Annotated in this window: 24 protein-coding genes and 1 other RNA gene; 14 read left to right on the plus strand and 11 right to left on the minus strand. The window is 71.4% G+C overall.

Annotated elements, in window-relative coordinates; all coding sequences use genetic code 11:
• Positions 1–28: 28 nt before the first annotated feature.
• Entirely contained in the window at positions 29–724 is a 696-nt protein-coding gene (locus tag ACGFIO_RS30590; protein WP_392831194.1) for a hypothetical protein, read from the minus strand.
• Positions 725–779: 55 nt separating this feature from the next.
• Positions 780–1,619: an LLM class flavin-dependent oxidoreductase gene (locus ACGFIO_RS30595; RefSeq protein ID WP_392831197.1), complete on the minus strand. Its 840-nt coding sequence runs from the start codon at positions 1,617–1,619 to the stop codon at positions 780–782.
• A gap of 97 nt (positions 1,620–1,716) precedes the next feature.
• Here ACGFIO_RS30595 and ACGFIO_RS30600 point away from each other — a divergent pair, with 97 nt between their 5' ends.
• A complete protein-coding gene (locus ACGFIO_RS30600) occupies positions 1,717–2,688 on the plus strand; it encodes a helix-turn-helix transcriptional regulator (RefSeq protein ID WP_392831199.1) in 972 nt (323 codons plus the stop codon).
• On the opposite strand, the gene lhgO is transcribed toward ACGFIO_RS30600, so the two are convergent.
• Together lhgO and ACGFIO_RS30610 are read right to left on the minus strand one after the other, a co-directional pair.
• Positions 2,623–3,774 (minus strand): L-2-hydroxyglutarate oxidase, encoded by a 1,152-nt coding sequence (gene lhgO, locus ACGFIO_RS30605; RefSeq protein WP_392831202.1) that lies wholly within the window; start codon positions 3,772–3,774, stop codon positions 2,623–2,625. The genes ACGFIO_RS30600 and lhgO overlap by 66 nt on opposite strands.
• Before the next feature lie 9 nt (positions 3,775–3,783).
• Positions 3,784–6,045, minus strand: a complete 2,262-nt coding sequence (locus ACGFIO_RS30610; protein WP_392831205.1) for a putative bifunctional diguanylate cyclase/phosphodiesterase — start codon at positions 6,043–6,045, stop codon at positions 3,784–3,786.
• A gap of 67 nt (positions 6,046–6,112) precedes the next feature.
• Here ACGFIO_RS30610 and ACGFIO_RS30615 point away from each other — a divergent pair, with 67 nt between their 5' ends.
• A complete protein-coding gene (locus tag ACGFIO_RS30615) occupies positions 6,113–6,904 on the plus strand; it encodes a cyclase family protein (protein WP_392831207.1) in 792 nt (263 codons plus the stop codon).
• Positions 6,905–6,950: 46 nt separating this feature from the next.
• On the opposite strand, the gene ACGFIO_RS30620 is transcribed toward ACGFIO_RS30615, so the two are convergent.
• Positions 6,951–7,796, minus strand: coding sequence for a UbiA family prenyltransferase (locus ACGFIO_RS30620; protein WP_392831209.1), 846 nt, complete (start codon positions 7,794–7,796; stop codon positions 6,951–6,953).
• A gap of 109 nt (positions 7,797–7,905) precedes the next feature.
• Positions 7,906–8,835, minus strand: coding sequence for an NAD-dependent epimerase/dehydratase family protein (locus ACGFIO_RS30625; protein WP_392831211.1), 930 nt, complete (start codon positions 8,833–8,835; stop codon positions 7,906–7,908).
• A gap of 75 nt (positions 8,836–8,910) precedes the next feature.
• On the opposite strand from ACGFIO_RS30625, the gene ACGFIO_RS30630 reads away from it, so the two are divergent.
• From ACGFIO_RS30630 to ACGFIO_RS30640, 3 genes are all read left to right on the plus strand, one after another.
• On the plus strand, positions 8,911–9,825 hold the full coding sequence (locus tag ACGFIO_RS30630; protein WP_392831213.1) for an AraC family transcriptional regulator: 915 nt from the start codon (positions 8,911–8,913) through the stop codon (positions 9,823–9,825).
• A gap of 185 nt (positions 9,826–10,010) precedes the next feature.
• Positions 10,011–10,313 (plus strand): DUF1905 domain-containing protein, encoded by a 303-nt coding sequence (locus ACGFIO_RS30635; RefSeq protein ID WP_392831215.1) that lies wholly within the window; start codon positions 10,011–10,013, stop codon positions 10,311–10,313.
• A complete protein-coding gene (locus ACGFIO_RS30640; RefSeq protein WP_392831217.1) occupies positions 10,306–10,965 on the plus strand; it encodes a nucleotidyltransferase domain-containing protein in 660 nt (219 codons plus the stop codon). Before ACGFIO_RS30635 ends, ACGFIO_RS30640 begins: the two co-directional genes overlap by 8 nt.
• Here ACGFIO_RS30640 and ACGFIO_RS30645 read toward each other — a convergent pair.
• Positions 10,937–12,043, minus strand: coding sequence for an epoxide hydrolase family protein (locus tag ACGFIO_RS30645; RefSeq protein WP_392831557.1), 1,107 nt, complete (start codon positions 12,041–12,043; stop codon positions 10,937–10,939). The two genes, ACGFIO_RS30640 and ACGFIO_RS30645, sit on opposite strands and share 29 nt — an antisense overlap.
• A 72-nt stretch (positions 12,044–12,115) precedes the next feature.
• Here ACGFIO_RS30645 and ACGFIO_RS30650 point away from each other — a divergent pair, with 72 nt between their 5' ends.
• The gene (locus tag ACGFIO_RS30650; RefSeq protein WP_392831220.1) at positions 12,116–12,619 is read left to right on the plus strand and encodes a CGNR zinc finger domain-containing protein; all 504 of its coding nucleotides are present in this window, start codon (positions 12,116–12,118) and stop codon (positions 12,617–12,619) included.
• Positions 12,620–12,734: 115 nt separating this feature from the next.
• Here ACGFIO_RS30650 and rnpB read toward each other — a convergent pair.
• An RNA gene (rnpB, locus tag ACGFIO_RS30655) (RNase P RNA component class A) lies at positions 12,735–13,145 on the minus strand.
• A gap of 46 nt (positions 13,146–13,191) precedes the next feature.
• Between rnpB and ACGFIO_RS30660 the strand changes: the two genes are divergently transcribed.
• Complete coding sequence (locus ACGFIO_RS30660; RefSeq protein WP_392831223.1) at positions 13,192–13,956, plus strand: sulfite exporter TauE/SafE family protein; 765 nt, start codon at positions 13,192–13,194, stop codon at positions 13,954–13,956.
• Here ACGFIO_RS30660 and ACGFIO_RS30665 read toward each other — a convergent pair.
• The gene (locus ACGFIO_RS30665; protein WP_392831225.1) at positions 13,949–14,488 is read right to left on the minus strand and encodes a hypothetical protein; all 540 of its coding nucleotides are present in this window, start codon (positions 14,486–14,488) and stop codon (positions 13,949–13,951) included. The two genes, ACGFIO_RS30660 and ACGFIO_RS30665, sit on opposite strands and share 8 nt — an antisense overlap.
• Positions 14,489–14,578: 90 nt before the next feature.
• Between ACGFIO_RS30665 and ACGFIO_RS30670 the strand changes: the two genes are divergently transcribed.
• The 4 genes from ACGFIO_RS30670 (at position 14,579) to ACGFIO_RS30685 (ending at position 18,657) form a co-directional block, all read left to right on the plus strand.
• On the plus strand, positions 14,579–16,999 hold the full coding sequence (locus tag ACGFIO_RS30670; RefSeq protein ID WP_392831227.1) for an exo-alpha-sialidase: 2,421 nt from the start codon (positions 14,579–14,581) through the stop codon (positions 16,997–16,999).
• Positions 17,000–17,114: 115 nt separating this feature from the next.
• On the plus strand, positions 17,115–17,492 hold the full coding sequence (locus ACGFIO_RS30675) for a VOC family protein (protein ID WP_392831229.1): 378 nt from the start codon (positions 17,115–17,117) through the stop codon (positions 17,490–17,492).
• A 47-nt stretch (positions 17,493–17,539) separates the two neighbouring features.
• Positions 17,540–17,944 (plus strand): ester cyclase, encoded by a 405-nt coding sequence (locus ACGFIO_RS30680; protein ID WP_392831231.1) that lies wholly within the window; start codon positions 17,540–17,542, stop codon positions 17,942–17,944.
• A gap of 137 nt (positions 17,945–18,081) precedes the next feature.
• Positions 18,082–18,657: a histidine phosphatase family protein gene (locus tag ACGFIO_RS30685; RefSeq protein ID WP_392831233.1), complete on the plus strand. Its 576-nt coding sequence runs from the start codon at positions 18,082–18,084 to the stop codon at positions 18,655–18,657.
• On the opposite strand, the gene ACGFIO_RS30690 is transcribed toward ACGFIO_RS30685, so the two are convergent.
• On the minus strand, positions 18,644–19,642 hold the full coding sequence (locus tag ACGFIO_RS30690; protein ID WP_392831235.1) for a hypothetical protein: 999 nt from the start codon (positions 19,640–19,642) through the stop codon (positions 18,644–18,646). The genes ACGFIO_RS30685 and ACGFIO_RS30690 overlap by 14 nt on opposite strands.
• A 238-nt stretch (positions 19,643–19,880) precedes the next feature.
• Here ACGFIO_RS30690 and ACGFIO_RS30695 point away from each other — a divergent pair, with 238 nt between their 5' ends.
• Positions 19,881–20,066, plus strand: a complete 186-nt coding sequence (locus ACGFIO_RS30695; RefSeq protein ID WP_392831237.1) for a hypothetical protein — start codon at positions 19,881–19,883, stop codon at positions 20,064–20,066.
• A 240-nt stretch (positions 20,067–20,306) separates the two neighbouring features.
• On the opposite strand, the gene ACGFIO_RS30700 is transcribed toward ACGFIO_RS30695, so the two are convergent.
• Positions 20,307–21,200: a LysR family transcriptional regulator gene (locus ACGFIO_RS30700; RefSeq protein ID WP_392831240.1), complete on the minus strand. Its 894-nt coding sequence runs from the start codon at positions 21,198–21,200 to the stop codon at positions 20,307–20,309.
• Between the two features lie 105 nt (positions 21,201–21,305).
• On the opposite strand from ACGFIO_RS30700, the gene ACGFIO_RS30705 reads away from it, so the two are divergent.
• Together ACGFIO_RS30705 and ACGFIO_RS30710 are read left to right on the plus strand one after the other, a co-directional pair.
• A complete protein-coding gene (locus ACGFIO_RS30705; protein WP_392831242.1) occupies positions 21,306–22,070 on the plus strand; it encodes an SDR family NAD(P)-dependent oxidoreductase in 765 nt (254 codons plus the stop codon).
• 68 nt (positions 22,071–22,138) lie between these two features.
• Positions 22,139–22,594 (plus strand): MarR family winged helix-turn-helix transcriptional regulator, encoded by a 456-nt coding sequence (locus ACGFIO_RS30710; RefSeq protein ID WP_392831243.1) that lies wholly within the window; start codon positions 22,139–22,141, stop codon positions 22,592–22,594.
• The last annotated feature ends 23 nt before the right edge of the window (positions 22,595–22,617 follow it).

Here is a 22,617-nt window from a genome sequence, read left to right on the forward strand (position 1 = left end):
CGTGGTAACCAGCCGGGGCGTGCTTTGATCAGGGCTTGATCGGCAGGGTCTCGCCGGCCAGGATCTTCTTGCCGCCGGCGACCTTGCCGTCGTACGGGCTCTCCAGCTTCCACAGCTTGGCCAGCTGGGCGGCGTCGTCGTAGTCGTAGCCCTTCTTGAAGAAGGCGTCGACCTGCTTCTGCTCGGCCGAGGTCTGCGGCGGGGCGGTGTTGCCCGGCTTGATCGGCAGCTTCTTGCCGTCCAGCAGCTTCTGCCCGGCGATGGACTTGACCTGGAGGAGCTCCTTGTCCTCCATCTTCCAGATCTTCTGCAGCTTGCGGGCCTCACCGAGCTCGTAGCCGGCGGCGAAGTACTTGTCGAGCGCCTTCTCCTCGGCCTTGGAGATGCCGGGGCCGGCGTTGGGGTGGGCGTCGTCGCCGGCCGGGGGCAGCTTGCCGGCCTCGATGAGCTTCTTGTTGAGCTCGGTCGGGCTGAGCGGGGACGCGCTGGCGGCCGGGGCGGCGCCCGGCTGCACGACAGCGGTCCCGCCGACGCCGGCGGAGGTGTCCGACGACTTCGCGGAGAAGGCGTGGGGAAGCGCGAAGGCACCGCTGATCACAGCGGCCCCCAGCAGCGCGCCACCGGCGGTCTGGGCGATCAGACGGCGACGGCGGTTCTTGGGCTGCTGCTCGGCGCCCAGCAGGGCCTCACCGAGCTGAATGGTTTCCGGGTTCTCGTTGGTCACATTCCCTGAGATGCGGCTGCGCCCGGTTCTGTGCACTCCGGTCCGGAGAATATTCTCAGCCGAGCTTGGCCGCCGCCGGGATCACCCGCTCGGCCATGGCCCGGAGCTGCCGCGGCTCGTCCACCCGGGGCACGCCGCCATAGGCCACGGTGAAGCCCAGGGCCGCGTACCGCTCCAGGTCGGCCGGCAGGCCGGCGTCGTCGGGGTCGAAGTAGCCGTGCATCACCGACTTCTCGATCTCGTCGAAGTCGCGGCCGGCCCGGTCGCAGTGCTCCCGCAGCAGGCGCAGCTTGCGGGGCAGGTCGTCGGCACCGAAAAAGTTGCAGGCGTCGGCATACTCGGCCACCAGCCGCAGCGTCCGCGTCTCGCCTCCGCCGCCGACCAGGATCGGCGGTCGCGGCCGGCTCAGCGGCGCCGGGTGATTCAGCCGGTCGCCGCGGCCCGCGAACATGTCCCGGCACACCCGCAGCGTCGCCTCGACCTGGTCGAACCGTTCGCCCAGGGGCGGGAAGGGCAGATCCAGACCACGGGCTTCCTCCGGGTACGAGCCGGCCCCGAGCCCGAGGATCGCCCGTCCCCCGGACAGCACGTCGAGCGTCGTGACCAGCTTGGCCAGCATCGCCGGGGCCCGGTAGGAGACCGCGGTGACCAGGGCCAGCAGCTTGACCCGGGAGGTGTGCGCGGCGAGATGGGCAAGCGTCGTGTACGCCTCGAGCATCTCGAACTCCTCGGCCCGCTCCGGGTGCACGGTCGGGTGTTGCCAGAGGTGGTCCATCACGGCGAGCCGGTCGAACCCGGCGTCCTCCGCCTCCCGGGCGATCCGGGCCAACGTCGGGCCCAGGCCGCCCGGTCCGTCGGCAAAGGTGAAGTCGGCGATGTAGAGACCGAGTTTCACGATCGTCCTCTCTGCTGGGTGTGTCCGGGGGTCAACCTTGGCCGCCCGGCCCGGCCGGGGCTTGTATCTGAGCGCCGCCGATCCGAACATGAGCGACATGACGGGCACCAGAACCCTGGCGCTGGAGGTCGGCGGCCCGGGCGGGATGGACGCCTTCCGCTCCGGCTGGCTCGCGTCGATCGGCGCGTCGTTCCCGCTGCCGGCGTTCAGTTCGGGTTATCTCCGCGGCCGGGTACGCGCGGCCCGGCTGCACGACGTGGCCATCACGACGATGTGGACCGAGTCGCTGATCCGCACCGCCGACGAGACCGGTGACACCGAGGACCAGGTGCAGCTGTGGGCCGTACACCGGGGACGGTGGACGCTGGCCGGGCCGGGTGCGACAGTGCCCGGGGGCGGGTTCCTGCTCCGGCCCGGCGGGCGGAGGTCCGGGTTCGAGGTCGGCCGGCACACCGCGGCCCAGGTGCTGCGGCTGCCCCGGGACCTGCTCGAGTCACTGCTGGGCGGCCGCACGGTGACCGGGCCGGTGACGTCGGCCGAGGTGCGGGTGCTGCTGGCCCACGTCGGCGCCGTCCACGACACGCTGGGCGAGCTGACCGCGCCGGGCGTACGCGCCGCTCATGATGCCCTGATCGAGCTCGTCCGGGCGGTCGCCGCGGGCCGGTTCGACGACACCGAGCCGCGTCTGGCCCACGCCCTGGTCCGGGCGGCCAAGGACCTCGCCGACGCCCGCCTCACCGACCCGGCGCTGGCCCCGGCGCTGCTGGCCGGCGCGTTGCACGTTTCGGTCCGTACGCTGCACCGGGCGTTCGCGGCCGGCGGCGAGTCGGTGTCCGGCTACATCCGGGCCCGGCGGCTGGAGCAGGCCCGGCTCGCTCTGTCCGGCCCGGCGAGCGTGACCCAGGTGGCCGCCCGCTGGCACTTCGCCGACGGCAGCCATTTCGGCAAGGCCTTCAAGCGACGGTACGGCCGGACCCCGACCGACTATCAGCGGTCGCTGCGGTCAGCCGGCGAGGACCCGGCCGGCGATCTCCTCGGCCAGGGCGAAGGCGGACGTGGCGGCCGGTGACGGCGCGTTGCGGACGTGCGTGACGACGCCCGCGCGGTCGATCACGAAGTCGTCGACCAGGGCGCCGTCGCGGCCCAGGGCCTGGGCCCGCACGCCGGCGTGGACGGTGCCGTCCAGGTCGGCGGTGGTCAGCGACGGTACGTAGCGGGCGGCCTCGCGTACGAAGGCCCGCCGGTCCACGGCCATCCGCAGCTCGTGCAGGCCGGTCCGCCAGAACCGCCGGCCCAGCCGCCAGGTGCCGGGCCAGGTCGCGGTCTGCCACAGGTCGCGGGGGCGCCAGCGGTTCAGCGTGTACGCGTCCCGGGCCGGCGCCAGCAGCGCGGTCGGGCCGAGCATGGTGTGGCCGTCCACGTGCGGGGTCACGTGCACGCCGAGGAACGGCAGCCGCGGGTCCGGCACCGGATAGATCATGTGGCCGGTGACGGGTGCCCGCAGCCGCAGGTAGGCGCCCCGGAACGGGACGATCCGCGGGCCCTTTCCGGCGGCCAGGCGGTCTGACCACAGCCCGGCGCAGACCACCACCCGCCGTGCCGTCAGCCGGCCGCCGGCATGCTCGACCGCACCGCTGGGATCGACCCGCCGCACGTCGACGCCGAGCCGGACGTCCAGTTCCGAGGCCAGCGACCGGGCCACCGCGGCGAAGTCGGCGATTCCGGTGTCCGGCGCGTGCAGGGCCGCCACCCCGCGGACGTTCGGTTCGATCTCGGTCAGTTCCGCACCGGTGATCCGGCGCAGTCCCGGCACCCGATTGGCCCGGCCGCGTTCTTCCAGCGCTTCCAACCGGGTCAGTTCCGAATCATCGGCGGCGACGATCAACTTGCCGCACCGGGAGTGCGGGATGTCGTGGGCGGCGCAGTACTCGTACATCATCCTGGCCCCGCGCACGCACAACCGCGCCTTCAACGACCCCGGTGGGTAGTAGACGCCGCCGTGGATCACCCCGGAGTTGTGGCCGGTCTGGTGGGCGGCCACCCGGTCGGCCCGGTCGACCACGACGACCGAGTCGCCCGGCCGCCGGCGCCGCAGCTCCCGGGCCACGGCCAGCCCGACGATGCCCGCGCCGACCACCACCAGATCCGCATCCATCCGCCGAATCTACTGGGAGCCGGCCATCAGCCGCTGCTCCAGCACCTCGCCGGACAGCGGCCGGAAGAAGTGGAAGCCCTGCCCGAGGGCGCAACCCATCTCGCGCAGCCGGTCCGCCTGCTCCTCGGTCTCGATCCCCTCGGCCACCACGGTCAGCCCGAACGCGGCACCCAGCCCGACCACGGCCGCGGCCACGCCCCGCTCCTTCTCGTCGTCGGCGATCCCGGTCACGAACGAGCGGTCGATCTTGAGCACGCTGACCGGCAGCCGCCGGAGGTACGTCAGGGCCGCGTACCCGGTGCCGAAGTCGTCCACCGCGAACCGCACTCCCATGTCCCGCAGCGTCTCCAGGCGCTCCACGGTCAGCGCGTCCGGTTCCAGCACCACGCTCTCGGTCAGCTCCAGCACCAGCTGGCCGGGCGGGAACCCGGTCTCGGCCAGGATCACCCGGATCACCTCGACCAGCCGCGCCTGCACCACCTGCCGGGGCGACAGGTTGACGCTGAGCAGCAGGTCACGGGCGGCCGGGATCTCGGACCGCCAGCGGGCGGCGGCCCGGCAGGCGGCGCGCAGCACCCACTCGCCCAGTGGCACGATCGCGCCGGTCTCCTCGGCCAGCTCGATGAACTCGCCCGGGAACAGCAGCCCGCGCGCCGGATGCTGCCAGCGGACCAGCGCCTCCACCGCCACCGGCCGGCCGGTGTCCAGGCGGACCACCGGCTGGAAGTTCACCACCAACTCGTCGTTGGCGATCCCCCGGCGCAGATCGGCGTCCCGGCTGCGGGTGTCCAGCTCGGCCGAGTAGACCGTGCACCGTCCGGTGCGTTTGGCCGCGGCGGTCGCCGTCTCGGCGTGATGCAGCAGGATCTCGCCGCCGGGCGCCTCGGCGTCGCGCACCGCCACCCCGATGCTCGCCTCCACCGCCAACAGCTGATCACCGAAGATCACCGGGGTACGCAGCGCGTCCGACAGCCGCTCGGCCACGGCCAGCGCGGCCCGGATGGTCGGCAGGTTGTTGATGATCACGGCGAACTCGTCGCCGCCGAGGCGGCCCGCGGTGTCCCCGGCCCGGATCACCGCCCGCAGCGCCGTGGCCACGGCCAGCAGCACCGCGTCGCCGGCGTCGTGCCCGTACGTGTCGTTGATGGGTTTGAACCGGTCGAGGTCGATCACCAGCACCGCGGTGTGCTTGCCGTCCCGCAGCGGCTGGCCGGTCAGCTGGGCCAGCCGCTCGGTGATCAGGGTGCGGTTGGCCAGACCGGTCAGGCTGTCGGTGACGGCCAGGTCGCGGTTCTCCCGCAGCGCGTACATCTGCCGGGCCACCACCAGGAAGGTGAGCAGCACCGCGCCGACGATCATGCCGCCGAGGGCGCGGTCGGAGCCCCGCCCGGCCACCGCCGACAGCAGCGCGTAGGCCAGGCCGACCCCGGCGTACGGCAGCCAGCTGACCGCCGAGCGGGCCGCCCGCTCGCCGGGAATCGGCTCGGCCGCCTCCCGATGGGCCCGCCACGCCGCCACCGCCATCAGGTAGTACGCGAACAGCCAGGCCAGATGCGACCAGTTGGTGCCGGTGAAGCCGCCGTGCAGGGCGCTCCAGGCGTAACCGGTGTCGGCCACCACCTGCAGCACCACGGCACCGGTCAGCAGGCGCAGCGACATCGGCCGCTGCCGGCCCGGGCGCCGGAACAGGGCCATGGCCACGGCCAGCACGAGCAGCAGGTCGCCGATCGGCAGCGCGGTCGAGTAGGCGAGCTCGGTCCATCCGGCGTCCCGGCTGGCCAGCAGCGGGCCGAGCACCAGGTACCACAGCACCATGAACGCGCTGACCCCGACGATCAGCGCGTCCAGGGCCAGCCGGATCCGGTCCTGGCGACTGCGTTCCGGGCCGGGCAGCAGGAGCAGGCCGGCCAGCATGAACGGAACGAAGGCGAGGAAGAAGTAGTCGGAGACGGCCGGATAGCTGTCGCGATGCAGCAGGTCGTGCTCGGCGAACCAGACGACGCTGCCGATCACCAGACTGGACAGCGCACCGGTGATCAACCACCACGCCCGCCGGGTGCCGGCGTCCTGCTCGGGCTGCCGGGCCACTCGGACGCCGAAGACGGCCAGGACGAGCGCGTTGGGCATGTTGGCCAGGTCCGCGACGGTGACCCGGACCGCCTCCGATCCCCAGCCGCCGAAATAGAACACCAGATATCCGGCGAGCAGCACCCCGCATGCGGCGACCGTGCTCGCGGCCAGGCGGTCCGCCCGGACCCATCCGAACCTCACGTCCCACTCTTCGGCGACTTTTCCCGGTTGTTGAGCGGTAGCGCACCGGAATGGGATGCTCGACGACATGTGCACCGAGAAGTGCTCGCAGCTCACCCGCCGGTCCGCCGTGATCGGGGCGGCAGCCGCCGTGACCACCGCCGCCCTCGGCCCCGAGGCCGCGTCCGCCGCCCCCACCGGCCGTCCCGTGCCCGGGCGCCACCTGCAGGACCTCACGTACCCGTACACGACGTCGTTCCCGGCCTTCACCGCCGGCGAGGAGCCGTCCCGGCGGGTCTACACCAGCATTCCCCACGACGGCTACTACATGCAGGAGTGGCGGATCATCGAGCACACCGGGACGCACGTCGACGCGCCCGGCCACTTCGCCGAGGGCGGGCGCCTCTCCACCGAGCTGCGCCTGTCCGAGCTGATCACCCCGGCGGTCGTGGTGGACATCGCGGCCCGTGCCGCGCGCGAGCCCGACACCATGGTCACCGTCGACGACCTGCGCGGGTACGAGCGGAGCCACGGCCGCATCCCCGACGGCGCGGCCGTGCTGATGCATTCCGGCTGGGGCGCCAAGGTCGGCGACGCGGGCGCGTACCGGAACCATTTCCCCGGCTTCTCGGTCGAGGCCTGCGAGTGGCTGCTGCGCCACCGGCGGGTGGCTTCGCTGGGCGTGGACACGATGAGCATCGATCCGGCGCCGTCGGAGACGTTCGACGTACACGTCACCCTGCTCGGCGCCGACCGCTACGGCCTGGAAAACCTGGCCAACCTCAACCGCGTCCCGCCCTCGGGCGCGACCATCGTCGTCGGTCTGATCCCCTACGAGCAGGGCTCCGGCGGCCAGGCCCGCGTCTTCGCCACCTGGTGACTCCGCCCCGCGCGCTCTCACCCCGGACGGGTTCACTCCCGCGTCTTCACCAGCCGGGGAGCCCGGCCTGCCGGGTGAGCCACTCGGCGGCCGGCACGGCGAAAACGGCCACCACCCCCGCCATGGTGGCGATCGACGGCCGGCGGGCCAGCACCGCGTACCCCAGGATCACCGCCGGCGCCATCACCACCTGCGCCACCGTCGGCTCCCGGCTCAACCACAACCCGTCGGCCGCGATCCACATGGCCAGCCCCGCCTGGTAACAGCGCTCCGCCCCCCACCGCACCGCCGAGGTCATCAGCCCCGCCGCCCGGTCGCTGGCCTCATCCATCACCGTCGTCGGCAGATAGAGCGCCGCCGCCAGCAGAAACCCCAGCACGATCCAGATCCCCGGGTACGCCGTGACCGGCCGATGCAGCGCCCACCCCGCCGCCGGCGCGAACACCCCCACGACCAGCGCGTTGACGGCGACGTCAAGCCCCGGCCGCGCCTTGAGCCGCAGCGGCGGCGCGCTGTAGGCCCAGCCCAGCCCCAGCACGACAGCCGCACCCACCACAAAGGCCGGCCCCAGCGCCGCCGCCACAACCAGCGTGACGGCGGCACTCCCCCGGTGCCAGCGCCGCACCACCTCCGGTCCGAGCACACCCGTGACCAGCGGCGCCGTGGCCTTACGCGGATTGACGCGATCGGTCGGCAGATCATGGAGATCGTTCTGCGCCAGCACGGACACCCAGACCAACGGCCCGAGCAGCAACGCCAGCAACAGCCCCCGCGCCGGTGGCACGAGCTGGCCGCCGCCGAGCACGGAGCCGAGAAACGCCCCGCCCCACCCGAGCGGCCAGAACCAGGGCCGGCTCAACCGGACAAGCGGCCGAGCGCCAATCACCACCATGCCGTCAACGCTAGAAACCGGCGGGCGTCCGGACCTCCCGCGCGAGCGCCAACCGCCTCCCCCTCGCGAGGGACATCGGCACCACGCGCCAACCTCTCAGGCGGAACACCTAGGCCGCATCGGACGGATCACCCAGGGCTGCGGCGGCCAGCTCCCGCAACACATCGTCGAGCGGCGTCGGCTTCAGATCGAACTCGGCCGCCGTCCGTGACCAGTCCAGGACGCACTCGCGCTGGTACATGTACTGCATCTCCGCCGACTCGACCATCAGCGGGTCCACCATCGCCGTGTGGAGCTCCAGCGGCGTCATCGCGCGGACGGCCGGCTGCGGGCGGCCGGCCACCGTCGCGAACCGGGTCGCCAGCTCGCGGATCGACATGTCCGAGGTCTGCGGCGTGTGCCAGGCACTGCCCCATGACCGCTCGGATCGCGCCACCGCGACGAGCGTCCTGGCCACGTCACCCGTGTAGGTCCAGCTGTGGGCCACGTCCAGGTCGGCCGGGAACACGACCTCCCGACCGGCCCGCACCTGGGGGCCGATGAACCAGTTGAACAGGGCCATTGCGCCCACGCCGAGGTAGTCGGCCGGCCGGACCTCCGTGAACCGCAACCGCCCGGCCTCGTGCGCGGCGAGGCCGTCGCGGTACATCCGCGCCCGTACGCGGCCCTTGATGGTGGTCGGGCGCAGCGGCAGGTCGTCGGTCAGCGGCCGGTCGGCCGGGCCGTAGCCGTAGGCGTTGGACAGGTTCACGTACCCCGCGCCGGTCTGCTCGGCCGCGTTCAGCAGTGCGTCCGACAACGCGGGGGCCTCTTCCGGCCATCGGTGGTACGGCGGCATCGCGCAGTTGATCAATGTGGCGGCGCCCTTGGCCAGGTCGGGCAGCCCCGACGTGGCGTCCGCGGCTGCGAGCTCGATCCGTGGGTGCGCCGGCCCGGCGCCGCGTCGCGTAACCACCCGGACGTGGTCCCCGGACTCGGCGAGCAGGAGCGCGGTGGCCGTGCCGGTCGGGCCCGCACCGACAACAACGTGGAATGTCATGCCTTCGACGTTAGGAACGAACGGGAAGACCGTGGATGGCTCAGAAGCTCAGAAAGATGTCTTAGAGTCTTCGGAGTGGATGCGCTGAGCGACGTGCTGATGGCCATGCGCACCAGCAGCCCGACGGCGGCTCGCACCAGCAGCCGCGCCCCGTGGGGTGTGCGCTTCTGCCAGACCAGGGCGGCGGGCTGCCATGTCGTCCTGGCCGGCACCTGCTGGCTCGTGTCCGACCATGGCGAGCCGGTCGCGCTGGGCGTCGGTGACGTCCTGTTCACCCCGCACGGTGACGGCTACGCGCTCGTCGACCAGTTGGGCCGCCCGATCGTCGACTACGAGCCGCGGCCCGACGACGCCACGCGACTGGACGAAATGCACATCGACGGTGCCGGCGCGGTTACCGAGCTGCTGTGCGCCTACTACCTGTTCGACCCGGCCCGCCCGCACCCGTTGCTGGCCGACCTCCCGGCGGTCGTCCACCTGCCGGCGCGGGCCGGGCAGCACCCGTCGTTGCGCAGCGCGGTGGAGCTGTTGGGCAGCGAGCTGCTGGACCCGCGCCCCGGCACCGAGGCGGCGCTCCCGGCGCTGATCGACATGCTGCTGTTGTATGTACTGCGGGCGTGGTTGGCGGAGCAGCCCCCCGACACGGCCGGCTGGGCCACGGCGCTGCGCGACCCGGCCATCACGACCGTGCTGCGCCAGATCCACCGCTCCCCCGAGAAGCCGTGGACCGTCGAGGACCTCGCGGCGGTCGCGGGCCTGTCCCGCGCGGCGTTCGCCAAACGCTTCAGCACGATCATCGGCCAGCCTCCACTCACGTATCTGACCTGGTGGCGTATGACGACCGCGGCCCGTCTCCTCCGCGAGTCCGACGCCTCGCTCCGCACGGTCGCCACCCGCTGCGGCTACGGCTCGGAGTACGCGTTCGGCAAGGCGTTCAAACGCGCCTACGACGTGGCACCCGGCCAATACCGCACACAGCGCCCAACCTGATCCGAGGATCCAACGTCCCTGTTCGGCAGTAAGGCGGGAGTCCCTTTCGGGCGCGCGACCACGGCCGCACGGCTGATCTCAGCGCTGCGTCACGCCGCCACAAAACCCTGCCCATGCCCTGGCGCCCGAAGTCGATGACGTGGGTCAACCGCGAGCCGGGAAGGCGCGGCTGGGATGCTGGCGCGGTGATCGTGGAGTTCGAGTCGGAGCTGTGGGTCTGGGCGGCCCGGCGGGATGACAGCTGGACGTTCGTCAGCCTGCCGGTCGACGAGTCGGAAGAGATTCGCGAGCTGGTCGGCGGGCTGGCCCGCGGTTTCGGGTCGGTGCGGGTGCGGGCGGCGATCGGCGGCAGCAACTGGCGTACGTCGATCTTCCCGGACGCCGGCCGCCGGTGTTACGTGCTGCCGGTGAAGAAGGCGATCCGTACGGCCGAGCGGCTCAACCCGGGTGACATCGCGCTGATCCAGGTGGAGACCGTCGATGTTTGACGATATCGCCGCCGATCCGCTGGTGGTCGGCATCGTCCTGACCGGCTCGCACGCGCGCGGCACGGCCACCGGACAGTCCGACGTCGACGTCTGCGTGGTGACCACCGGCACGCGTCCCCGTCGGCGCACCCGTGAGGTCGACGAGTTCTCGTGCACGCCGGAGCAACTCGCCGACACCAGCGACACCTACATGCGATACACCTTCCGCGGCGCGCGGGTCGTGCTCGACCGGGGCGGCGTGCGGGAGCTGGTCGACCGGCAGGCCACCCCGACCGCAGAGGAGGCGCGGCGCTGGTCGCGCGAGAGTCTCGACGGGTACGTGAACTTCCTCTACCGCGCGGCCAAGAGCGACCGTGACGGCCATCCGACGGCGGCCGCGCTCGACCGGGCGGAGAGCATTCCGTGGCTGCTGACCACGGTTTTCGCGCTGCACGGGCGGCTCCGCCCGTACAACAAATATCTGCGGTGGGAATTGCGGACCTATCCGCTCGGCGACCCGTGGGGCGACCTGCCGGAGCGGGCCCTGAACGATCCGGCGGGGCAGTTCTCGGACGTCGAACGGCTGGCCCGCGAGCGTGGTCACGGCGATGTCCTCGACAGGTGGGGCGACGATCTGGGGTTGATCAGATCAGCGTACGGAAGAAGGCGGTGATGTCCTCGGCCAGCAGTTCCGGCTCCTCGTAGGCGGCGAAGTGTCCGCCTCGCGGCATCACCGTGTACCGGGTCAGGTGGTAGGTGCGTTCGGCCCAGCTGCGCGGCTGCTGCCCGCCGATGTCGGCCGGGAAGAGGGCGAGCGCGGTCGGCACGTCGACCCGTTCGATGGGCGGCACGAGTTGCCGGCCGCGCTCGTAGTAGGGCCGGAACGACGTCGAGATCGCGTTGGTGAACCAGTACAGCGAGGCCTGGGTGAGCAGGTAGTCGTCGCTGAACCGGGAGTAGTCGTCGCTCCAGACGCGGTGCTTCTCGAGGATCCAGGCCAGCAGCCCCGACGGCGAGTCGGACAGTCCCTGGGCCAGGGTCAGCGGCCGGGTGCGCTGCTCGTGCTGGTAGCCGCCCTCGGTCTCGTGCCATCTCCGGTGAACGGCCAGGAAGGATCGTTCGTCGTCGGAGAGCCCGGCTTCGTCGTACTCCGGCGGGTCGGCCACGTCGAGCACGTGCAAACCGGCAAGAGCCGACGGGTACGCCTGCCCGAGCCGGCTGACATCGCCGGCGCCGACGTCCGAGCCGTGTGCGGCGTACCGCTCGAAGCCCAGTTCGTCGTGCATGAGCCGGTGCCACAGGTCGTGGGTGTGCGGCGGGCCGGCGAGGGACGGCCGGGGCGGCGCGACGGCGTAGCCCGGCAGGGACGGCACGATCACGGTGAACGCGTCGTCCGGACGGCCGCCGTACCGCGAGGGGTGGGAAAGCCGGTCGGCCAGGCCGGTGAGCTCCAGGAACGAGCTGGGCCAGCCGTTGGCGAGCAGGATCGGCCGGGCGCCGTCCCGTTCGGCGTCGTAGCGCAGGTAGTGGACGTCGATTCCGCCGACGTCGGCGACGTGCGAGGGCAGGGCGTTGATGGCCGCTTCGTGCGTACGCCAGTCGTACGTGGTCTGCCAGTAGCCGACCAGCCGCCGCAGCTCGTCGCCGTCGGTGCCGGCCGCCCAGGGGTCGACCGGCCAGGCGGTGGCCCACCGCGTGCGGCGCAGCCGGTCCCGCAGATCGTCAAGGTCAGCGTCGGTGACACTCAGCATCTCTCTCACACCAGTGAACGCTAATACCGGTGTCGTCACGAGTCAACACCGGTAATCGGCTAAGATGGTGTCGTGCCCACTTTGCAGCTGGTCGAGGAGTTCCTCAACACCGTCGACGAGCGAACCTTCCGCCGCCACGGCGAGCACCACGACCCCGGCGAACACCTGACCTCCCCCGCGGCGTTGTCGGATTGGCTGGCCGCCCACGACCTGCCGCCCCAGGCCACCGAAGCCGACCTGACCGCCGCCGTCGCCCTGCGTACGGCCCTGCGCGGGTCCCTCCTGGGCGAGGCGACGGTTCTCGACCACCCGTTGCGGCTGAGCTCCGACGGTTCCGGCGGCCTGCGCCTGACCGCCGCTTCGGGCCGCCCGTGGCTGGACGCCATCATCGAGACGATCGCCGAGAACACGGCCACCGGCGACTGGAAACGCGTCAGGCTGTGCGCGGCCCCCGACTGCCACTGGGCCTTCTACGACACTTCCCGCAGCGGCCGGGGCCGCTGGTGCGACATGGCCGTCTGCGGCAACCGCCACAAGACCCGCACCTACCGCGAACGCCGCCACCAGACCACCTGACGCGGCTTTTGCGGGCACGCAGACCTTTCGGCCCAGAGCGTCACCGGAACGCGGACGGGCGACGTTCCCGATGCCGGCTCGAACAGAGTGAGCGGCACCCTGATCAGGAGGGCGACGGGCGAGCCGGCCTGTACGCCGGATTCTGTCTCCGGTGCCGAAGCACCGGCGGCGGTCATCCATCTCGGCCTGCCGTTGCCGGCAGGCTCTTGCGGCCTACCCGCAGGCTCGGGCGAGCAGCCCTCGAACGCCTGCGCCGGCGCCCCCGGCCGTGAGGCCGTGAGCTGCCTTGCTTGGCCTTGCTCCGGGTGGGGTTTACCGAGCCATCCCGGTCACCCGGGATGCTGGTGAGCTCTTACCTCACCGTTTCACCCTTACCGGCGGGCGGAACCCACCGGCGGTCTGCTTTCTGTGGCACTGTCCCGCGGGTCACCCCGGGTTGCCGTTAACAACCACCCTGCTCTGCGGAGTCCGGACGTTCCTCGGCGGCGTTCGCGGGGAACACCGACGCGACCGCCCAGCCGACTCGCCCGTCGCACGGCCCATCCTACGCGGCCCGTACATTCAACCTTGCCATGGACCTTGGACATGTACTTCTGCTCATCCTTGCCGGTGTGGTCGCCGGCGGGGTCAACGCGCTGGCCGGCGGCGGGTCGCTGATCACGTTTCCCAGCCTGATCGTGACCGGATTGCCAAACGTTGCGGCAAATGTCACCAATTCCGTCTCGGTCTTCCCGGGATACGTGTCGAGCGTGCTCGGCAGCCGGGCCGACCTGGCGGGGCAACGGCGGCGGATTCCGGCGGTCCTGCCCGCGTGCGTCGCCGGGTCGGCCGGCGGATGTGCGTTGCTGCTGCTCACGCCGGCCCGGGCGTTCGAACTGATCGTTCCGTTCCTGGTGTTGGCGGCGGCGGCCACGCTGTTCTTCCAGGATCGGCTGCGCGGGCTGGTCGGGCATCCGCGGGCCCTCAGCGCACGTCGGCAGGCGATCACGTTGCAGGTGGTCGTGTTCGTCGGCGCGGTGTACGGCGGCTATTTCGGCGCCGCGCTCGGTGTCATGTATGTCGCCGCGCTCGCGCTGGTGCTGGACGAGACGCTCAACCGCATCAACGCCCTCAAGAACGTGCTGTCGGCGACCGTCGGCGCGGTCACCGTGGTGGCGTTCGCCCTGTTCGGGCCGGTCCACTGGGGCGCGGTGCTGGTTCTGGCGCCGGCCACGATCGTCGGCGGGTACGTGGGGGCACGACTCGCCCGGCGTCTGCCGCAGCGTGTCCTGAGGGCGCTCATCGTCACCTTCGGCACGACGATCGGCCTGGTGCTGCTGGTCCGCGCGTTTACATGAACGCTCTCATGTTGAGGGCGTGCAGCAGCTGGTGGAACTGGTCCTCGGCCATCTCGGTGGTGGCGGTCAGGGCCGCCGCCACGGCGTCGGAGTCGACCGGGCCGGCCGCGAAGGGCAGGAACGCGGCCACGTCGGCGCCGTAGGGGCCGGTGGGCGGTTCGTCGTCGGGGCCGTACGGCCGGCCGAGCATGTCGACCATGAGCTCGGTGCCGTCGTCCTCCCAGTACTCCATCAGGTAGGCCTGGTCGGACAGATAGTCGTGGTAGTGCCGTCCGGCCCGGTAGAGGCCGGCGAGCAGCACGTCGGAGTCGAAGACCTGGAACGACGCGGCCACGGCGCCGGCCGGCTCGCTCAGGTGGCGGGCGAGTTCGTCGGTCTCGGCGTACGCCTCATGCTCGGTCGTGGCCGGAACCACCGCCCAGCGCGACTCGCCGATGGCCCGGACGTCCGCCTCCTGCCCGGTCGCGGCGACCGCCGCGCGTACCGCGTTCTCGTCGCCGGCCGCGACGACCACCTGAAAGCTCGTTCCCACCCCGCGCACCCTACGCGACGGGGCAGCGCGTCGCTGGATGTGTTGTTAGCGTGCGGCGTGATCTCATCGCTGCGCCGGGGCGGGGGCCTCGTGGGCACGGCTCTCCTCGCTGTTGCCTGTGTTGCCGTCGTCGCGCCGTCCACCGCGTCGGCCGCCTGCACCACGCCCACCACCGTCCCGCCGGCGGCCGGCCCGCCCTGGCCGGCCGGTGACGTGCTGGCCGCGGGCAACACGTCCACCTTCAAGTCCACCGGCAGTTCGATCGCGTGGGGTCCGTTCGCGGTGGCCGCGGACACGGTCACCCGCACCGGCGCCGGGCCGGACGCCCAGTCCAGTGCGGTCACTCTCTGGTACTCGAACCGCGTCGACACCAGCGGCGCCCCGGCCAACAGCGTGATGACCTCGGCCAACTCCGGCTCCACGTTCACCGATGCCGGCCCCGATCCGCGGAACGCGAACTACGGCTACCTGGGCAGCGCCGGCCCGATGTTGGACGGGCGGCTGCTCTCGGTCGCGTTCATCGCCAACGCGACCGGTCTGACCACCACCAGTGACGGCGCCACCTTCCAGCTCGCCGGCAGCCTGTCCAACGACAAGGGCAAGACCTGGTCGCCGGTACGCCCGACCGTGACGGTCACCAATGCCGACATCCCGTTGACCGGCCGTACCGTCGCCAACATCCAGGGCATCCGGATCTCCGGCCGCCCGGTCCAGACGACCGCCGGCACGATCGTGCTGCCGGTCTACTTCGCCATGTCCGGCGGCCCGAAGCAGACGCATTTCGCGGCCGTGCTGACCGCGTCGAGCCCGCTGACCGCGGACGGCACCTCCGACTCCACCGGCTGGGCCTTCCGCACCCGGCCGGTCAACTGGAACCAGGACTGGAGCTCGAACGAGACGAGCGTGGTCGAGCGGCCGGACGGCGCCCTGCTGGCGGTGACCCGGCGGGCCGCGGCCGGCGATGTCTCGGTGCTGACGTACACGGTCTCCACCGATCAGGGTGCGACCTGGTCCGACCCGGCCGCGGTGACCTTCGCCGACCAACCCGGCTGTGCCGTCGACGGGGTGTCACCGCAGGTCGCGTTGTTGCCCAACGGGCATCTGGTGCTCTCCAGCGGCCGGCCGGACAACTGGATCGCGTTGTCCACCGACGCTTCGGGTACGAACTGGCGGCAGGAGCAGATGACGTACCGTAACCGCCCGGGCAGTGGCGGGCTGTTCTGGTACGGCTCGTCCGGCTACACCTCGCTCGTCCCGACCGGGTCGAACAGCCTGCTGCAGCTGATGGACAACTGCAAGGCGCCGGCCGGCACGACGGCGAAGGACGGCTGTGTCACCGGCTCGGGCTACGACCACGGGCAGAACTACGCCCTGATCAGCCGGGGCGTGTCGGCGCTCACGCCCGACCTGGGCAAGATCGACCTGGCCACCAAGATCAAGCGCGGCACGGTACGCCTGACCACCGACCTGACCGGCGCGGCGCCGCCGGCCGCGGTGAGCCCGCCCACCCCGTACGGGTCGGCGCCGTCGGCGGCCGACGCCACCCGCACCGACTACTGGTCGCGGGCCGAGGGCGCGACCGACGGCAGCACCGCGTACTGGTCGAGCGCACTGTCCAGCCGCGCCGACGGCACCGGCACGTACCAGCTCGACCTGGACCGCACGTACCACCTGACCAAGCTGGGCCTGGCCCTGCGGCCCGGCGTGGCCGCTACCGCACACCTGTCGACCTCGGCCGACGGCACCACCTGGACCGACGCCCCGGTCACGATCGCCACCGGCGGCGACCGGGCCATGCGCTACTACGCGTTCGACGCGACCGCCCGCCACGTCCGGGTCACGGCCGACGCGACCACCTGCCCGGGCGGCACGCCCTGCAGCATGATCAACGAGCTCGAGCTCTACTCCACGGTGAACTCGTTCGAGAACGAGGCGACCATCCCGCGCGGCCTGACCGGACTCGCCTGCGTCCGGATGACCCAGCCCGCCGGCAACGGCGACCCGGCCCACGACAGCCGTTTCGCCGTACGCCTCAACGACGGCAACGATCCGGTCTACTGCGACGGCGCCAAGACGCAGGGCCGGTTCACCTACTCCGGCGCCCCCGCGGCGCAGCGGACGTTCGAGGCCGGCGTCTACCCGGTGGCCATCAGCAACGCCCTGCTCTTCGACGTCAACGGCACCCGCGCGGCCGACGGGACCACCGGGCCGGCCTACCGTTTCGGCATCGGCGCCGACCGGCACTGGACGGTGCACACCGAGGCCGGCTGGCGGACCCTGACCGACACCCCGGCCGTGCCGCTGACCGCCTGGACCCGGTTGCGCGTGACCGCGTCCCCGGCCACGGCCACGCTCGCCACAGTGGACGCGGACGGCGAGGCGACGTTCGTGGCCACCCTGCCCCGGGAGGCCGGCGGCGCCTTCTCGGCCCTGACCGGTTACACGGTCGCCAGCAACGGCACCCCGACCGTCGGCGACCAGGCCGTCTTCGACGACATCGCCTTCGAGTGAGCGCGCATCCCGCAGGCTCACCGCGGGCCGGCCGCCAAGTCGACCGCGCGACCGTGCGGGAGCGGAGTGCCCCGGCCGGCCGACATCCGCGGGTGGTCGTTGGTAGCGTCGGGGCATGCATCGGAGCAGGCTGTCCACGTTGCTGATCGACGTGCCCGGCGACGAGGCCCGGGCCGCGGCCACCTTCTGGGGTGCGGCGCTCGGGGTGCCGGCCACGCCGGTCGAGGGTGAGGAACAGTACACCGCACTGCCCGGGTCGCTGCCGCACGTCGATGTCGCAGTGCAGGCGCTGGAGAACGGCGACGCCCGCTACCACCTGGACATCGAGTCCGACGATGTCGCCGCCGAGACGGCTCGGTTGGTGGGGCTGGGCGCGGTCGAGGTCGGCAGCTGGCTACAGTGCCGCACACTGCGCGTACCCGGCGGCTTGTTGATCTGTGTCATCCCCGTGCACAGCAAGGACTTCGAGCGGTACGCCCGCACCTGGCCCTAGGTGCGTGTCGCTGGCATGGACGCGCCTCGATCCGGCATGGTGGGGCAATGCAGCCGACTGAGATCGCCCGGGCCTGGTTCGAGATGTGCGCACGCGGCGACCGGGACCGCTTCGGCGAGCTGGCCACCGACGACTATGTGCCGCACGGGCCGGGTGGCACGGGTACGCGCGACGACTTCATCGAGTGGCTGCAGTGGTATTCGACGTCGTTCGCCGAGCAGCAGCCGGTGCTGGAGGACGTGCTCGAGTCCGGTGACCGGGTGGCCGTCCGCTACACGGTCCGGTCCGTCTACCGTGGCGGCTACCTGAACCTGCCGGCGGCCGCGCAGAAGGTGCACGAGACCGGCATCATCATCTTCCGCTTCGCCGCCGGCAAGGTCGCCGAGACCTGGTTCGAGGGCAACGATTTAGAAGTCGCCCAGCAGCTCGGGGGCCGGGTCGAAACGTCCTGACCGGTCCCGTCGGCAACGGACTCGCCCTGGTTCCGGCCGGTTCGCGGGTACGTCCGAACGGACCGCTGACATGGCGTGACGGGCAAGAATCACGGGCCTGTGTTTGTCACGGGAAGTAGTTTCGCCATACTGACGCAGTGATCGGCAACTGGGAGCGGGTGTTGCTGGCCCGGCATGGTCAGACCGAGTGGAACGTCGTGGGTCGCCGGCAGGGCCAGCTCGACTCGCCACTCACCGCAGTCGGCATCGAGCAGGCCCGGCGACACGCCGGGTCCGCCACCGGCGCCGACCGGGTGTTCACCAGCCCGCAGGGCCGCGCCACGGCCACCGCCCGCCTGATCGCCGAGGCCCTCGACCTGAGCGTGGTCGTCGTCGACGAACTGGCCGAGATCCACCATGGTGGTTTCGCCGGCCTGACCGACACCGAGATCGAGGCCCGGTACCCGGCCGAGTGGTGGGACCGCACCGAGGACAAGTACGAATGGCGCTTCCCGGGCGGCGAGAGCTACGCCGACGCCGATCCCCGCGCGCTGCGGGCGCTGGAGCGGATCGCCGCCGACCCGGCCCGCCGCCCGCTGATCATCACCCACGAGATGGTGAGCCGGCTGCTGTTACGCCACCTGCTCGGCCTGACCCCGCAGGAGGCCCTGACCCGCCGCCACCCGCACGACGTGCTCTTCACGATCGGGCGGGACGGCCTCACCACCCTCTGAGGACACGCGACCACGACCGCCGGCCCTGTTCCGGCAGCCGCGGATGGGCAAGGGCCGCGGGGTCCGTGCCGGTTCGATTCGGCGCCTGGGCCAGGCGCCACTCGTACCTTCGCCCGGCGGGCCGCGGGTCACGCCACTCCACGACCCAGTGCTCCGCGCTTCCGTCGTCTCGCTCGGTCCGGCGGGCCGGCTGGAACTCGCCGACGCTGCGTAGTTCCTCGACGTGCGGCGGCGGACCGTCCACGTAGGGGAAGCGGAACTCGACCCGGAGATCACTGAGCCCCGACCGGCCCCCGTTGTCGGCCGGCAGCCGGTCGGTCCACACCAGATGGTCGAATCCGTCCTGGCGCAGCGGCCTCCAGAGCCCGGCCGGCTGGTAGGTGACCTTCCAGTCGAACGGGTTTCTGCGTCCCGGGTCGAAGACCAGCCAGACCCGTGGACCGCGATGGCTGGGCAGCGGCAGCGAGGTGATGTTCCCGGTGATGGAGGGGTGCAGGGTGGCCCGGAAGGAGATGTCCTCCAACCTGATCAGGGCCCCGCTGCCGTCGGGCACGATGGGGCGGATCGCCCGCTGCGTCACCCGCGGCAGTGGCGTGGTTTGGCGTTGCTCCTCGACGGCGTCGCCGGCGTCGTCCACCCCGATGGTGATGATGAGGTGCAGGCTCTCGGTGTAGATCAGCCCTTCCTGGTCGATGATCCGGTCGACCGCGTCGGCGTACCGCCGGTGGCCGAGCTCCACCGTGACCGCTCGCCGGTTGGCCCGTTCGGCCTCATCCTCGAGCTGCCCGGCCCGGCGGACGTAGTAGTGCAGGGAGAAACGCACGACCAGAAACAGCAGGCAACCGATCCCCACGGCGGTGAGGAGCCACTGACCCAGGCCGTCGGAGAGGTTCGCCAGCTGAGCGATCCCGGCGCTGATTCCCACCGTCAATGCGGTGAAGTTGACGAATGCTCGAAGGATTTTTCGATGAGGTCGTCTGGTCATGAGCCAACCGATCTCTGGGCGTGGATACGAGCCCAGTCCCCGCGATGACGGCCTAGTATGACAAACTGGTCATAGCGGGAGAATCGCACGATCAGCTGACCCGTTGAGTGAATAGGCGATCCCGAGGATTACCGGCCGGTATCCGTTGCGATCTCGATGAGTCACCAACCATGCTGGCGATGCCTCACCGATATCGATTCACGCGACTTTTCGCGCGCCCGGCCTTGAGGAGATCTCGATGCGCAGCGCATCCACGAGTCAGAAACAGCGCCGGCCCGGAGGCGAGGGCGAAGGCGTTCTGCATGATCTTCTCGGGGCGCCGACGCAGATCACCGAGGCCCTGACAGCGCGTGGCCTGCTGGCCGTCTCGCTGCTGCTCGCGGCCCTGCTGGTCAGCATGGCGGCCACGGCTCTGACCCCCTGACGCCCACCCGTCAGCAGTAGTTGCCGCCTTCGCCGCCGCGACCGGGCGACGTGGAGGCGGTGGTCGTCGTGGTGATCAAAATAATCGCATCCTTCAGATGAATCGACACTTTCGCGCCCAGCCTGGCACCACATCGATTAACTGTTCGTACTTCGCCCGGGTGACTACCCAACGGGGTCGGGAATTCAGACCGAATATATCGCCGAACGGTGTGCCGGCCGGTGGAAACGCCGAAACCGCTCAGGCCGGCGTGGAGCGCGAACCGGAGTGGGAATCGGCGAGCTGGAGGAACTCGCGGATCGGCGTGCTCAGCTCGCGGTCGGTGGTGGCGAGCGAGATGACAATGCGCGGGGCGTGCTCGCCGATCGGGACGAAGGTCAGCCCGGGACGGGCCATCGCCGGCGGGCCGATCGCGACGCCGAGCCCGTGCCGGACGAAGTCCACCAGGCCGCGGATGTCGGTCATCTCGTAGCGTACGGTCCGGGTGGCCTCGGCCTTGATGAACGCCCGGTCGATGGCGACGCGGATGCCCCAGGCCGGTTCCGAGTCCACGAACGGCTCATCGGCCAGTTCGGCCAACTCGACCCGTTCGCGACCGGCGAGGTGATGGCCGTCGGGCACGACCAGGCCCATCGTCTCGGCGTGGACCGTGCGCAGGGTCAGGCCCCTGGCCTCGGCCGGTGGCAGGGCGACGTAGGCGAGGTCGAGCCGGCTGCGCCGCAGTGCCTCGGCGTGCTCGACGCTGCCTCCATAGCGGACGTCGACCGACATGTCGGGGTGCGCGGCGATGAAGCGGGAGATCAGCCCGGGCACGCTCACGCCGATCAGCGAGTCGGACTGCATCGTCCCGAGCCGCAGCGTGCCCCGGAGGCCGCCGCGCAGCTGCTGGATGACGTGCTGCGCCTCGTCGGCGGCGGCCAGCACCCGCCGCGCCTCGGGCAGGAAGACCTGGCCGGCCTCGGTCAGCTCGACCTTGTGGGTGGTACGGGCGACCAGTTCCACCCCGAGCTGCCGCTCCAGGGTGCGCAGCGTCGCCGACACGGCCGACTGCACTACATGGTGCCGCCGGGCGGCCTTGGTGATGCTCATCTCCTCGGCCACCGTGACGAACACCGCCAGCTGGCGCAACTCCACGTCATCACCCGTTCTGATAACCGTCAGCTACATCTTTCGCTTTTCGTGCGAATAAAAGCCCGGTTCACTCCAGGTGTCAACTGTGGCAGCGAAAGGGACAGACAGATGGGCAACCTCAAGGGCAAGACGGCACTGGTTACCGGCGGTTCGCGGGGCATCGGCGCGGCGGTCGTACGCCGGCTGGCCGCCGACGGCGCGGCGGTGGCAATCCACTACCGCTCCCAGGCCGAGGCGGCCGCGACGATCGCGGCCGAGATCAACGACATGGGTGGCCGAGCGGTAGCGGTCCGCGGCGACGTGGCCGTCCCGGCCGAGATCCCGCCGTTCGTGGACGCGGCCGCCGAGCATCTGGGCGGGATCGACATCCTGGTCAGCAACGCCGGGGTCGAGCAGTTCGGCGCGCTCGAGACGATCACGGCCGAGGACTTCGACCGGGTCTTCCACACCAACGTACGCGGACAGCTCCTGGTGACCCAGCAGGCGGTGCGGCACATGCCCGAGGGCGGCCGCGTGGTGCTGACGTCCTCCGGCAGCGCCCATCGCGCGGTGCTGAACCACAGCCTGTACTCGTCGTCCAAGGCCGCCGTCGAGACGATGGCACGCAACCTGGCGCCGGAGCTGGGCCGGCGCGGCATCAGCATCAACGCGATCGCTCCCGGTGGCGCCGTGACCGACATGTCGGCCAAGGACGCGATCCACTATCTGGAGGGGCGGACCGACATCGACCCGGCCAACGAGTTGAAGCACCGGCTGGCCCTCGGCCGGTTCGCCCAGCCGGCCGAGATCGCGGCCGCTGTCGCGTTCCTGGTGTCGGACGACGCCTCGTTCATGATCGGCGCGACACTCACGGTCGACGGAGGTTGGCGCTAGCCCGTTTTCCGCGGTCGGCCGGGCGCGCTGGTTTGATCCGGATGAGGCCGCTGTAGTAGACAGCTGTCGTGACTGAGGACGTGCTGGGGACGATCGAGACGCAGGTCGCGATGTTGATGCGGCTCGGGGAGGCGACGCGTCGCGCCACCGATCTGAAGCCGCATCGGGCGCTCGACCGGTCCGCGTACGTGATCCTCCGGCATCTGGAGGCGGCCGGCCCGCTCAACGTCTCGGCCCTGGCCGACCGTCTCAACCTGGACGGCTCGACGGTGACCCGGCAGGTCACCGCGTTGGAGAACGACGCGCTGGTCGAGCGGCGGCGCGACCCGAACGACGGCCGGGGCACGGTGATCGCCGCGACCGACCGCGGGCTGGAGCAGATGGAGGCGGTCCGGGTGGCCCGCCGTGGCGTCTACGACCGGGTGCTGCGGAACTGGGACGCGGACGACCGCGCCGCGCTGGCCACCGCCCTCAGCCGGTTCAACGAGTCGCTGGAGCAGTACATGAGGGCGCCGCGCCCCTGAGGAGGAGGGACGCGGCGCCCGTT

Origin of the sequence: Actinoplanes sp. NPDC049265, from assembly GCF_043197135.1 — a bacterium.
Lineage (GTDB): Bacteria > Actinomycetota > Actinomycetes > Mycobacteriales > Micromonosporaceae > Actinoplanes.

Bases quoted from the DNA above. Each gene is read 5' to 3' on its own strand.
- ACGFIO_RS30600 (WP_392831199.1), top strand. From the start codon at position 1,717: ATGACGGGCACCAGAACCCTGGCGCTGGAGGTCGGCGGCCCGGGCGGG.
- lhgO (WP_392831202.1), bottom strand. From the start codon at position 3,774: ATGGATGCGGATCTGGTGGTGGTCGGCGCGGGCATCGTCGGGCTGGCC.
- ACGFIO_RS30615 (WP_392831207.1), top strand. From the start codon at position 6,113: ATGTGCACCGAGAAGTGCTCGCAGCTCACCCGCCGGTCCGCCGTGATC.
- ACGFIO_RS30620 (WP_392831209.1), bottom strand. From the start codon at position 7,796: ATGGTGGTGATTGGCGCTCGGCCGCTTGTCCGGTTGAGCCGGCCCTGG.
- ACGFIO_RS30625 (WP_392831211.1), bottom strand. From the start codon at position 8,835: ATGACATTCCACGTTGTTGTCGGTGCGGGCCCGACCGGCACGGCCACC.
- ACGFIO_RS30640 (WP_392831217.1), top strand. From the start codon at position 10,306: ATGTTTGACGATATCGCCGCCGATCCGCTGGTGGTCGGCATCGTCCTG.
- ACGFIO_RS30645 (WP_392831557.1), bottom strand. From the start codon at position 12,043: ATGCTGAGTGTCACCGACGCTGACCTTGACGATCTGCGGGACCGGCTG.
- ACGFIO_RS30660 (WP_392831223.1), top strand. From the start codon at position 13,192: ATGGACCTTGGACATGTACTTCTGCTCATCCTTGCCGGTGTGGTCGCC.
- ACGFIO_RS30675 (WP_392831229.1), top strand. From the start codon at position 17,115: ATGCATCGGAGCAGGCTGTCCACGTTGCTGATCGACGTGCCCGGCGAC.
- ACGFIO_RS30680 (WP_392831231.1), top strand. From the start codon at position 17,540: ATGCAGCCGACTGAGATCGCCCGGGCCTGGTTCGAGATGTGCGCACGC.
- ACGFIO_RS30690 (WP_392831235.1), bottom strand. From the start codon at position 19,642: ATGACCAGACGACCTCATCGAAAAATCCTTCGAGCATTCGTCAACTTC.
- ACGFIO_RS30695 (WP_392831237.1), top strand. From the start codon at position 19,881: ATGCGCAGCGCATCCACGAGTCAGAAACAGCGCCGGCCCGGAGGCGAG.
- ACGFIO_RS30705 (WP_392831242.1), top strand. From the start codon at position 21,306: ATGGGCAACCTCAAGGGCAAGACGGCACTGGTTACCGGCGGTTCGCGG.